Source organism: Candidatus Korarchaeota archaeon NZ13-K, assembly GCA_003344655.1.
In the GTDB taxonomy this organism is placed as follows: domain Archaea; phylum Korarchaeota; class Korarchaeia; order Korarchaeales; family Korarchaeaceae; genus Korarchaeum.
On sequence record MAIU01000032.1, the window covers coordinates 1 to 10888 of the forward strand.

13 protein-coding genes are annotated in these 10888 nt (G+C 57.1%); 7 read left to right on the forward strand and 6 right to left on the reverse strand.

The window, feature by feature from the left end; translation table 11 throughout:
* The 3 genes from BA066_04590 to BA066_04600 form a co-directional block, all read right to left on the reverse strand.
* On the reverse strand, window positions 1-695 hold a 695-nt coding region (locus tag BA066_04590), incomplete at its 3' end, for an AAA family ATPase (protein ID RDD53396.1).
* A 33-nt stretch (window positions 696-728) separates the two neighbouring features.
* Complete coding sequence (locus tag BA066_04595; protein RDD53408.1) at window positions 729-1196, reverse strand: Hsp20/alpha crystallin family protein; 468 nt, start codon at window positions 1194-1196, stop codon at window positions 729-731.
* 79 nt (window positions 1197-1275) lie between these two features.
* Window positions 1276-1797 carry an ArsR family transcriptional regulator gene (locus BA066_04600; protein RDD53397.1) on the reverse strand — a complete coding sequence of 174 codons (522 nt, stop codon included), beginning with the start codon at window positions 1795-1797 and terminating at the stop codon, window positions 1276-1278.
* 111 nt (window positions 1798-1908) lie between these two features.
* Between BA066_04600 and BA066_04605 the strand changes: the two genes are divergently transcribed.
* Genes BA066_04605 through BA066_04620 form a run of 4 tightly spaced genes read left to right on the forward strand, consistent with a single transcriptional unit; the run spans window position 1909 to window position 5112 of the window.
* Complete coding sequence (locus BA066_04605) at window positions 1909-2391, forward strand: ECF transporter S component (GenBank protein RDD53398.1); 483 nt, start codon at window positions 1909-1911, stop codon at window positions 2389-2391.
* Window positions 2392-2394: 3 nt separating this feature from the next.
* A complete protein-coding gene (locus BA066_04610; protein ID RDD53399.1) occupies window positions 2395-3447 on the forward strand; it encodes an AIR synthase in 1053 nt (350 codons plus the stop codon).
* A complete protein-coding gene (locus BA066_04615; protein ID RDD53400.1) occupies window positions 3344-4240 on the forward strand; it encodes an electron transfer flavoprotein beta subunit/FixA family protein in 897 nt (298 codons plus the stop codon). Before BA066_04610 ends, BA066_04615 begins: the two co-directional genes overlap by 104 nt.
* The gene (locus tag BA066_04620; GenBank protein ID RDD53401.1) at window positions 4237-5112 is read left to right on the forward strand and encodes an electron transfer flavoprotein subunit alpha/FixB family protein; all 876 of its coding nucleotides are present in this window, start codon (window positions 4237-4239) and stop codon (window positions 5110-5112) included. Before BA066_04615 ends, BA066_04620 begins: the two co-directional genes overlap by 4 nt.
* Here the strand turns inward: BA066_04620 and BA066_04625 are convergent, their stop codons facing one another.
* Together BA066_04625 and BA066_04630 are read right to left on the reverse strand one after the other, a co-directional pair.
* Window positions 5113-6444, reverse strand: a complete 1332-nt coding sequence (locus tag BA066_04625; GenBank protein RDD53402.1) for a hypothetical protein — start codon at window positions 6442-6444, stop codon at window positions 5113-5115.
* Window positions 6445-6575: 131 nt separating this feature from the next.
* The gene (locus tag BA066_04630) at window positions 6576-7985 is read right to left on the reverse strand and encodes a cupin domain-containing protein (GenBank protein RDD53403.1); all 1410 of its coding nucleotides are present in this window, start codon (window positions 7983-7985) and stop codon (window positions 6576-6578) included.
* Window positions 7986-8148: 163 nt separating this feature from the next.
* Between BA066_04630 and BA066_04635 the strand changes: the two genes are divergently transcribed.
* The 3 genes from BA066_04635 (at window position 8149) to BA066_04645 (ending at window position 10331) form a co-directional block, all read left to right on the forward strand.
* On the forward strand, window positions 8149-9054 hold the full coding sequence (locus BA066_04635) for an ArsA family ATPase (GenBank protein RDD53404.1): 906 nt from the start codon (window positions 8149-8151) through the stop codon (window positions 9052-9054).
* A gap of 210 nt (window positions 9055-9264) precedes the next feature.
* Window positions 9265-9645 carry a thioesterase gene (locus tag BA066_04640; protein RDD53405.1) on the forward strand — a complete coding sequence of 127 codons (381 nt, stop codon included), beginning with the start codon at window positions 9265-9267 and terminating at the stop codon, window positions 9643-9645.
* Window positions 9642-10331, forward strand: a complete 690-nt coding sequence (locus BA066_04645) for an endonuclease III (protein RDD53406.1) — start codon at window positions 9642-9644, stop codon at window positions 10329-10331. Before BA066_04640 ends, BA066_04645 begins: the two co-directional genes overlap by 4 nt.
* Here BA066_04645 and BA066_04650 read toward each other — a convergent pair.
* Entirely contained in the window at window positions 10290-10850 is a 561-nt protein-coding gene (locus BA066_04650; GenBank protein ID RDD53407.1) for a hypothetical protein, read from the reverse strand. The two genes, BA066_04645 and BA066_04650, sit on opposite strands and share 42 nt — an antisense overlap.
* Between the last annotated feature and the right edge of the window lie 38 nt (window positions 10851-10888).

The window sequence follows — 10888 nt, forward strand, 5'->3', positions numbered from 1 at the left end:
AGCAGGGTCTTCCCTGTTCCGGGAGGGCCGTAGAGGAGGACTCCCTTCGGTGGATCTATGCCCAGGTGCCTGAACAGCTCAGGGTGCCTCAGTGGGAGCTCCACCATCTCCCTTATCCTCTGTATCGCATCCTTCAGTCCTCCTATGTCCTCATAGGTGACCCTGGGAACCTTCCTCTCCTCCGTGACGGGCTTCTCACTTATCTCTATCTCTGTATCGCCCTCAACCACCACAGCCTCCGCCACGGGGTTAACGGCTGTCACCACGAGATCTATCATGTTACCGAAGACGTTTATCGTCACCCTGTCCCCCCTAACGAGAGGTCTGCCCTCCAGAATCCTTTTGAGGTACTGCTCCCCTCCCAGCAGCTGTATCGGTTCCGTGGGTGAGAACACCACCTTCTTGGCGGGCTTGGCTGCCGCTTTCCTCACCCTCACCGTATCATCTATCGCCACGCCCGCGTTCCTTCTGATCTGTCCATCTATCCTTATTATCCCCTTACCGTAGTCGGATGGGTGAGCCGGCCAGGCCCTCGCTGCCGTCACTTTGGAGCCCTCTATCAGTATGACGTCTCCCGTGCTTATCCCCAGGGACTCCATGATCCTGGGATCAAGCCTCGCTATCCCCCTGCCCACGTCCTTGGGATGGGCCTCGGCTACCACGAGAGTCTCATGTTCCTTATTCCTTTGAGACATCCGATCACCTCCCAAAAAGAGAGGGATTTGGGGTTACTCTATCTTTACCTTGGTTCCCTCCTCCTTGATGGGCTGCTTGGGAGTGAGCGTTATCTCGAGTATCCCGTTGTTGTACTTAGCTCTCGCGCTCCTCGGATCCACCTCCACCGGGAGATCCACCTGAGTCCTGTACTTCCTGTCACCGTTCTCGGCCCTTATCCTCACGATCTTCTCCGTGGCCTCGACTTCTATCTTGTCCTTGGTGACCCCGGGTATCTCGGCTATCACCCTGACCTCGTTCGCCTTGTTGTCCAGGATAACGTCAACAAATGGCTCCCGGTAGCCGGCCTCCTCGACGACGGGTGGCTTGACGTTCCCGAACCTCCTCACCACTGGCTTCCCGTCAGGCCCTATCGTTATGCTGAAGCCGTAGACGTAGGGCCCCCTCACCTCCATCTCTCCCTCGAACGCCTTGAACATGCGGTCCATCATCCTCTCAAGCTCCTCGAAGTCCCTCTCCATGTCCCTCAGGAACCTCCTCCAGTACCTCTCCCACCACATGCTCTCACCGGTTATCCTATAGGATAACTTATATATAAATTTAACTTAACCTGCTTGTGAACCTCTTGAGGGACCTGATCAGCTCGTGCCTCAGCCACACGAGCTGCGACTCCAGCTCCTCAATATCGCTCAATATGCTATCCACCTCTTTCATTATATCCACATATTTATAAATTATTTTCCCAAAGGAATCAATTTCCTCAAGTTCACTGATCTCCTCCTTCAGCCTGAGGATCCTCTCCTCCAGTCCCCTCGGAACCTCGCCGAGGGGCTTGGCCTCCCTCAGGTAGATCCTAACGGAGTCACCATCTATGCTCATCACGAGCCTGATGGGCCTCGATATCCTGTAGCACCTCCTGAGCCTGCCTGATTGATCCCTGATCTCGACGGGCTCTATTATGCCGGAGGACTCGAGCTCCCTTATGTGCTTCAGGACGGCTGGCTGGGATATCCCGAGCCTCTCAGATAACTCGCTGAGAGTTAGGGGTCCTGTGGCCAGCAGCCTCAGCATCCTCCTCCTGGTCTCTGTCGCCAGCGCCTCTATCAAGTCCTCAGCTCTCATTTACCATCCGATTAAATTCCCTTTTATAGATATTTAAGGATTTCCTTAATCAGAAGCTCAACGTTCAACAAAGCTTTACTTGAGCTAACCCCTCCAATCGCGGGGATTCGCATGCCCAGGGAGAGTTCGAGCAAGTTCGTAGCGATAGTAGGCGTTATGGCCGCTCTGACGACCGTAGCCACCATGATAGTGCAGATACCCACCCCGGCCACTAAGGGCTACATCAACCTGGGGGACACCATGGTCATGCTCGCAGGCTCCCTCTTCGGATCGCTGGCTGGCTCCATCGCAGGGGGCGTTGGCTCGGCCCTGGCCGATCTGCTCTCAGGCTACGGCCACTGGGCTCCCTTCACCTTGGTGATAAAGGGGATCGAGGGTTACATAGCGGGTCTGTCGAGGGAAAGGAGAGGGCTCCTCAAGCTGCTCATACTGATACTCGCTGGCGCCGAGATGGTTCTCGGCTACTTCCTAGTCGAGGTCTTGCTCTACGGGCTCGGGGGGGCGCTGGCTGAGGTCCCCGGGAACAGCTTCCAAGCGGTCTCCGGGGTGGTCTTCGCTTATATCCTAACCCCGGTGGTGAGGAGGGTGCTCTGAGGGATGATCAACAAGCTGAGGGGAAAGCTTCCCCCCGAGTTCCTCAAGGAGGAGGTCTTCTCCAGGCTCCCCCTACCATCGAAGGACGAGCGCGTGATCCTGGGACCGGCCATAGGGGAGGACGCCGCGATAATCAAGCTTGGTGATGAGCTCCTGGCCGTGCACTCCGATCCAGTCACCGGTGGGGGAAAGCTCGCGGGGTGGCTCTCCGTCTACGTGGCCTCAAACGACATAGCAACCAGGGGCGTGAGACCCCTTTGGCTCCTCCCGGTTTTCCTCTTCAGGGAGGGGGCTGATGAGAGCGAGATACTGGGCCTGGTCGACCAGGTCGGAGAGGCCGCCGGCAGGATAGGGGCTACCGTCATAGGTGGTCACACGGAGGTGACGCCGAAGCTCGGCTTCAACATAGTGGTCACGACAGCCATGGGGGTCGGTAAGAGGGTTCTGAGGACCGGAGATGCTAGAAAAGGAGATCTCATAGTGATGACGAAGGAGTGCGCTTTGGAGGGCACAGCAATACTTTCCAGCGAGCTCAGCGAAAGATTGACCTCCGAGGGTCTGAGCCGGGAGGTTCTGAGGAGGGCCAGCAGGTTCATAGAGGAGATAAGCGTTCTGGAGGAATCCATGATAGCTGCCAGTTTCAACGGAGTTCACTCGATGCACGATCCCACGGAGGGCGGCATCTTAGGAGGCGTCCAAGAGATGGCATTTGCCTCGGGGCTCGGTTTCAGGGTGTACGAGGATAGGATCCCCATCAGGGAGGAGACGAGGGAGGTGTGTAGGGCCCTGAGCCTGGATCCCCTCAGGTTGATAAGCTCGGGAAGCCTCCTAATAGCCGTAGAAAGGAGCAAGGCCGAGGAGCTGGTCTCGGCCATTGAGCGCGCAGGAGTGAGGGCCAGCATCATAGGCGAGCTGATCGATAGGAGGGAGGGAATGATCGTCCTCAGGAGAGATGGAAGGGAGGAGGACGCTTCCGATCCCGTCTTGGATGAGCTTTGGAGGATCTTGGGCGATCAGCCCGCCCGGGAGGGCGCGGCTCCGGACCCAAAAGATTAAAAAATATGACGCATACGTCGCCGGGTGTGCGGGGTTGGATGTCGTCGTCTGCCTCAAGCTCGTGTACGATGAGACCCAGATACCGGTTGAGGGTGACAAACTTTTACTAGAAAGGGCGCCCGTCAAGCTGAGTGACATAGATAAGAACGCATTGGAGGAGGCAGTGAGGATCAAGGAGAGAGCTGGAGGTAGGGTCACCGCCGTCACCGTGGTGACCGGTCCCTATGATGAAGCCGTGCTCAACGAGGCCATAGCCATGGGGGTGGATAGGGCCATCGTGGTGAGGGGGTTAAGCGGGCACAACCCCGCCAAGACCGCTAAGGCCGTCGCGGAGGTCCTCAAGGGGAAGGAAATCAGCTATGACCTGATCCTATGCGGGGAGGGTTCCTCAGACCAGTACAGCTGCGCTTTCGCTCCCATGCTCGCTGAGTACCTTTCAATTCCGGTCATAACATTCGTTGGAAGGCTTGAGGTCAACGGAACCACCTTGAGAGCGGAGAGGCTCCTGGAGACGGGCTATGAGGTCGTTGAAGTGAGCCTCCCGGCGGTGGTCTCGGTCACTTCCGAGATAAACGAGCCAAGGATTCCAAGCGTTCTGCAGATAATGAAAGCCGGAAAGAGGGAGAAGATCGTGATAAGCTCCGAGGAGCTCGATATAGCTGCACCGGAGCTGATAATATCTGAGGTCAAGGCCTACGTCAAGGAGAGGATGAGGAGGAGGATAGAGGGAGACATTGAGGCGGCTCTAAATGAGATCTTGAGAGTTCTGGAGGAGAAGGGGGTGGTCCCATGAGGATTCTCCTTGTATCCGATTCCTCCAACTTACCCAAGCTGATCTCCTCGGTCTCCGGCCTGAACCCCAGCTACATGGAGGCCTTAACAAATGGGGAGTCACCCGCGAGTGTGGACAAGCTCCTCATACTGAGGGGATCCCTCACGAACGATTGCTGGGTCGAATTGGCCTCGGAGAGGGCTAAGGGGTTCGACTTAGTGGCCCTCCCATCGACCAGGGATATGAGGGAGATAGCCCCCAGGCTCTCGGTCAGGCTTGGGATCCCCTACATCTCTGGGGTGACCCAGGCGAGCCTAGAGGATGGCAGAGTCCGGGCCTCGAGGCTCTGCTTCGGGGGCAGGGGCATAGAGCTCCTATCCGCCAGCCTACCATCCGTCCTGAGCTTCGACCTCAGCGGGTTCGAGCCATCCATGGGCAGTCCCAAGAGCAGGGAGGAGCTGGAACCGGCCTGCGAGCAGAGGGTGAGGGTTTTGGAGAGGAGGGAGAAAGCCTCTGAGGTCGACCTCTCGAAGGCGGAGGTCATAGTCTCCGTCGGGAGGGGATTGAGGAGGAAGGAGGACCTTGAGATGATAAGGGAGCTTGCCAGCCTTCTGAGAGCCGAGATAGCATGCACTAGACCTATATCGGCTGACCTCAAGTGGCTGCCCGAGGAGAGGCACGTGGGCATGACGGGCGTGAGGGTCAGGCCCAGGCTCTACCTGGCCCTCGGCATATCGGGGCAGATACAGCATGTGGTCGGATTCAGGGATGCCGAAACTGTAGTTGCCGTCAACACGGATGCTGAGGCTCCAATCGGTGAGGTGAGCGATTACTTCGTGGTAGCGGACCTCTACGAGTTCGTGCCGAGGTTGATAGAGGCCCTGAGGAGGTGATCACTCAACGAACTTGCCGCCGAGGATCTCGATGGCGTCATCCATCCCCCTCTCATTCCCCACCAGGATGAGCTGATCCCCCTCCATGAGCAGCTCGCTGTCCTTTGGGTCATATATCCACCTCAATCCCCTCTTTATCGCTAAAATCCAAACACCAGTGCTCTCCTCCAGATTCAGATCCCTTATCCTCCTCCCAACGGCCCTGCTCCCCTCCTCCAGCACAGCCCTCCTGATCGTGTCCTCGCTCTCCTCGACGATGAGCTCGAGGACCGGGTGCCTGGCTATGCCCCTCTCCACTATGGAAGCTATGGAGTAGGCCGCATCCCCCACCCTCTCCGAGGAGGAGGCCACCCTCACTATCGGGATCACCTCCCTCGGATCCCCGAATATATCCGTTGAGGAGAAGACTATCTCGTAAACCCTGTCCTCCAGCTCGTCCAGCTCCTCCTCAAGCCTCTTGACCTCCAGAACCATCTCGAGGTTGTTGTAAAATATTGAAGCGTATGAGAGGTAGAGGGAGAGCTCCGATAGGTTCCTCATGCTGCTCAGCACCTCAGCCAATCTCCTCATGTCATCGCTCATCCTCTCGAGGGGCACCTTGGGCGTGTGATCCCTGCCCTCGTATCCGGAGGCGAGCGTCCTCAGGTTCTCCAGACTCTCTGCTGGACCCTCAACGAGCAGCAGATCGCCCTCCTCTATCTCAAGCTTCTCCGGGATTTGGTAAATCCACCTGCCATCCCTCTTCAGTGCCAGGACCTCGCAGCCAGCCAAGTTAACAGGATCCCCTATCAGCTCACCGCTCATCGAGATGAGCGAGGATCCCTCCCCCACCCTGATGAGCCCTATCACCTCGTCGGCCTTATAGAGCATCCAGCTGAGCACTGGATGCATTGGAAATCTCTTGATGACGAGCCTGGCCAGATCGGCCATTGCATCTGAAACCTCATTCACCGCAACGCCTATGTCCAGCAGGCCCGCCAGCGCATCGACCTCCCTCTTGGAGGCCCCGGACATGAGGGCTATCTTGAAGAGTTCATGGGATAGGGAGTCAAGTTCCGCCTCGACAAAGAACACCTCATTGGCCAGTTCCTCATCATTATACATGAGGGATGCGTAGGCGAGGCTCAGGGCGAATTCTGAGGCATTTTTCATCTCCAGGAGTATCTCTTTGACGCTTCTCATGCCCGAATCCGGCCTCATTCCTGCTGGAAGCGACAGGACATGATTATAAATGTTTATGATACCGGCGGAGCGCGTCCCATGATGCCATTGGGGATACCTGGGTTGGGGACGATTTTTGAGCGAGCCTTTGAGGGATTTCATCATCCTCACTCAAACAATTGAAGCTTCTCCCACACCTTAGAGAGCTTTCTCACCTTGGTGAACCTTCCATGATGTTCCCTCCACCATCTCATGCGGGTCGCATCGGAGCGGCCGGCTCAACGGCATCGCTGGCTTGACGATCATTTGGAGACATCAGGACCATCGTCCAAGAATTCGACATCGTCTGAGCCCAGGTACTCCCCAGTTGATATCTCTATCAGCTCCAGCGGTATCCTCCCGACGTTAACCACCTTGTGCGGCGCGCCCAGCGGTATCCTCAGACCCTCCCCCCTGGAGAGTATCCTCTCATCCCCATCGACCACGACCTTGGCCGTGCCACTCAGCACCTGCCAGTATATGGACCTGTGGAAGTGCCTCTTCGGCCCCAGGGATCTCCCTGGATACAGCTTCAGCCTGTTGACCTCGTAGCTATCGCCGGTCAGCAGGATGGTTTTAGTCCCCCAGCTCTCGTACCTCACCCTGTGCTCCATCACCTCAGGAAGCCCGTCCCGAAGCATTCCCTCGACTAGCTCCTTCAGGTTCTGCCCGCTGCCCTTGGGCATGACCAGGATGGCGTCCTCATCGTCAACAACTATCATATCGCTCACATCAACTAGGGCGACCAGCCTCTTCGAGATTATCAGGTTGTTCCTGGCGTTGGAGTACCTGACCCTCCCGCTCCTGGCGTTGCCGTCTGCGTCCTTCTGAAGGAGCTCGTAAACGGACTCGAAGCTGCCCAGATCGCTCCATCCGAGTCCCTCCGATAGGATTGCAGCGAGCCTGTCGGGGACCCTGGAGAGGGTACCGGAGCTCACGTCTATGCTCTGAACATACCTGTAGGCCTCCTCAATGTCTCCGAATTTCCTGAGCGGGTCCGTCACTCCTGGAAGTGTGCTCTCCATAAGTTCCATCATCAGAGATGTCCTGAAAACCATTATCAGTGTGTTCCAAGCCCAATTCCCTTCATCAAGCATTCTAATCGCTTCATCCAACCCGGGCTTCTCCCTGAACTCCTTGACCTCCCTGACTCCCTCCGAGAGCTCACCCCCAAGCTTGACGTAGCCCAAGCCCGGCTCCGGCTTGGACGGGGGGACCGTTATCAGCACTGCCCTCTCGCTCGCGGCTGCCAGGGCTCTGGAGTAGGCCCTCAATAGCTCCGAGTCGTTCAATATCACGTGATCCGAAGGAAGGAGGAGTGTTATTGTGTCGGGGCCATACCTCTCGCTTATCCTCATCAGGCTGTAGTAGATTGCTGGGGCCGTGTTCCTCCTCTCGGGCTCCAGTATGATGTCCTCCTCCTCAAGGTCCACGCCTATCTCCTCGGCCTGGCCTATGGCTAGGTATTTGTAGATGCCGGAGGTCACCACGACTATCCTGTCCGCCATGAGCCTGGCTCTCCTCAGGGACTGCTGATAGGTTGAGATATCGCTCATTATCTTCGCGAACTGTTTAGGGAAGTCCTTCCTGCTGAGCGGCCACAGTCTAGTTCCGAAGCCCCCCGCCAAGATGAGGGCCACCTTCATGCGATCCCCGAGCGAGCTCGGCCCCATTCAATATAACCATGCCTCACGATGGCGAATGATCACAAAGCTGCATCGGGACTATCCTAAATAGGATTGTCATGATCTTCGGGTTATAAAATCATTAATCTTCGGTGAGATTCGGGAGAAGGCAAGCTTAATATTGCCGTTAAAGTCATTAACATGATGGCGGGTGGTCCCGATGAGACTGGTGAGCTTCTGGGGGAAGGGAGGCGTGGGGAAGACCACATGCTCCGCCGCCCTGGCTGCCGGGCTCTCGGAGATGGAGGGGATGAGGGTGCTCCTGCTGACGACGGACATGACCCCCACCCTGTCCAGCGTGCTGATGGCCGAACTGGGTAGCTCCCCCACGAGGGTCGAGGGGTACTCCAACCTGTTCGCCCTCGAGCTGGACGAGAGGGCGGTCATAGAAAGGTGGAAACTCAGGTTCGGTAGGGAGGTCTACGACGTCATCTCATCATTCCTGCCCGTGGAGGAGGACTTCATAGATTACGTGGCTGGGGCCCCCGGAATAGCTGAGCAGTTCATCCTCTACATACTTTACGAGATTCACAGGGAGGGGAATTACGATGTCATCGTTTGGGACACCCCGGCATCCAGCAGCAGCCTGAGGCTTCTCAGGATAGAGAAGGAGGTCTATGATCACATGGGAGAGGCGATAAAGATGTACTTGAGGCTAAAAGGGTTCTTGGACAGGATCAGGAGTAAGGAGGGAAATCCGCTGAAGTTGATAGAGAGCTGGAGGGAACTGGCCGGTGAGATATTTGAGATGCTAGCTAGCGAAGATCACTCCGCCTACATAGTGGCGACCCCTGAGAGGATGTCCTATGAGGTGTCTAAGAGGATCAGGGATGAGCTCCTCCGCTTCGGGATCCGTGTCAGGGGAGTCATAGTGAATAAGTACATGCGAGCCCATTGCGAGGAGCTCCCGATGCTGAGGAGGAACCAAGATGATGCGGTCAGCTCCTTCCTGAGGGAGTTCGGCTCCGTCAAGCTGCTGAGTTACTATGATAGTGAGATAATCGGGAGGGATCGCCTGCTTAGCTTCTACAGGGACCTCTCCCTCAGGCTGACCTGAGCCCGCTGCCCTTCGGGATGGCTGAGCTGACCCCTCTGGATCAGATGATGCGGAGAATGCAATCCTTCATTCGGTTGCTCTTAGAAAGGGCCTCCGGATGCTCGTAGGCTTTTCCCAATTTCCCGCTTCGATCGCGCTCAGTCCTCTTCCCCGAGGAACCCCGCCTCATCTTTAAGTAGCTAGAAGCCATCTCCGCGAGGTGATAGCGCGATGGGGCTGGAACGGGGACTCAGGGGTACATTCGAGTTCAAGGTCGAGGAGAGGTTCTCCACGGGGCATCTCGGCGTCTCAGTGCTCTCCACGCCAGGGATGATAGCGATGATGGAACTTGCCTCGATGAGGCTGGTCCAGCCTTATCTAGATGAGGGGAGCACCACGGTCGGCACTAAGGTCTGCGTCGAGCACAAGGCGCCCGCCCCCGCTGGCGCCACGGTGACCGTGGTGACCGAGCTCATAGGCGTCGAGGGGAGGAGGTTGGAGTTCGCGGTCTCGGCTCACTGGGGGGAGAGGCTCCTAGGGGAGGGGGTGCATGAGAGGTATGTTGTGAATAAGGAGAGGTTCGTCGCTAAGCTCAAGGAGGAGTCCACTTGAGGATAGGGGATGAGATAATCAGGAGGCTTTCCGAGAGATTCGACCTAAGGGAAGATGAGTACGCCTCACTCCTCTCCTTCAAGACGGGGAACCCGTTCGAGGCTCTGGTGATCACCGTTATATCCCAGAACACGAACGACAGGAACACCCTGAGGGTCCTCAGGGATCTCAGGGAGAGGCTCGGCGAAGTAACCCCTGAGAGGATACTGGAGCTGGGGATGGAGGAGCTGGAGGCCCTCATAAGACCAGCTGGCCTTCAGAGGCAGAAGGCCAGGTACCTCAAGCGGATAGCTGAGGAGCTCAGGGGCAATTCGCTCCAGGAGGTCCTTAAAGAGGAGGATCCCGAGGAGGCGAGGAGGAAGCTCATCAGCATACCCGGGATAGGACCGAAGACAGCTGACGTCCTGCTCAGCGTGATGGGGAGGGGCTCGATAGCCGTGGACAGGCACGTGGCCAGGGTCTCCCTCAGGCTGGGATTATCAGACAGGGAGGATTATGAGAGCATAAGGAGAGCTCTTATGCGAATTTTTGATGAAAGAGACTATCTAAAGGCTCATTTATTGCTGATAAAGCTGGGAAGGACCACATGCAGGCCCAGGAACCCGAGGTGCGGGGAGTGCCCCCTCAATGACATCTGCGCCTTCTCACATTCTCTCAAGCCTGGGTATGCCGATCAGGTCCATTGAGAGACCCAGCACCCCCCTCACGGCCCCCACCAGGTTGAGCCTGGCCTCCCTCTCCGCGGCCCTCACCGCGCCGATCACCGGGTGGGTCTCGTAGAACCTGTTGAAGAGGGATGCCAGGTCGTTTGCGTAAAGGGCCATGATATCGGGCCTCATCAGTTGATAGGAGCTCCAGACCCTCTCAGGAAACTCCGATATCATCTGGACCAGCGATAGCTCCATCTCACTCTTCAGCTCCTCCGGATCGTACTCCTCGGGCACTCCTCCTGCCTTCCTCAGTATTCCGGCCGCCCTGGTGTAAGCGTACTGTATGAAAGGCCCGCTGTTCTCCTCGAAGTCCAGGACGCGCTCCCACCTGAACTGCACCACCTTACTCGGGGACACGCTTATGAGAGCGTACTTGACCGCCCCCAAGGCCACCTTCTCAGATATCTCCCTGACTTCCTCCTCTCCCATCCCCCTCTCCCTGAGGATTTCCTCCACCTTCCTCCTGGCCTCGTCCAAGATCTCATCAAGGGTCACGTAGATGCCCCTCCTGCCCGACCATGTCCGGCAGGAGG

What these genes read in the sequence shown, in the direction of transcription:
- BA066_04595 (RDD53408.1), bottom strand. Translation starts at nt 1,196, where the DNA reads ATGGAGAGGGACTTCGAGGAGCTTGAGAGGATGATGGACCGCATGTTC.
- BA066_04600 (RDD53397.1), bottom strand. Translation starts at nt 1,797, where the DNA reads ATGAGAGCTGAGGACTTGATAGAGGCGCTGGCGACAGAGACCAGGAGG.
- BA066_04605 (RDD53398.1), top strand. Translation starts at nt 1,909, where the DNA reads ATGCCCAGGGAGAGTTCGAGCAAGTTCGTAGCGATAGTAGGCGTTATG.
- BA066_04610 (RDD53399.1), top strand. Translation starts at nt 2,395, where the DNA reads ATGATCAACAAGCTGAGGGGAAAGCTTCCCCCCGAGTTCCTCAAGGAG.
- BA066_04615 (RDD53400.1), top strand. Translation starts at nt 3,344, where the DNA reads ATGGAAGGGAGGAGGACGCTTCCGATCCCGTCTTGGATGAGCTTTGGA.
- BA066_04620 (RDD53401.1), top strand. Translation starts at nt 4,237, where the DNA reads ATGAGGATTCTCCTTGTATCCGATTCCTCCAACTTACCCAAGCTGATC.
- BA066_04630 (RDD53403.1), bottom strand. Translation starts at nt 7,985, where the DNA reads ATGGGGCCGAGCTCGCTCGGGGATCGCATGAAGGTGGCCCTCATCTTG.
- BA066_04640 (RDD53405.1), top strand. Translation starts at nt 9,265, where the DNA reads ATGGGGCTGGAACGGGGACTCAGGGGTACATTCGAGTTCAAGGTCGAG.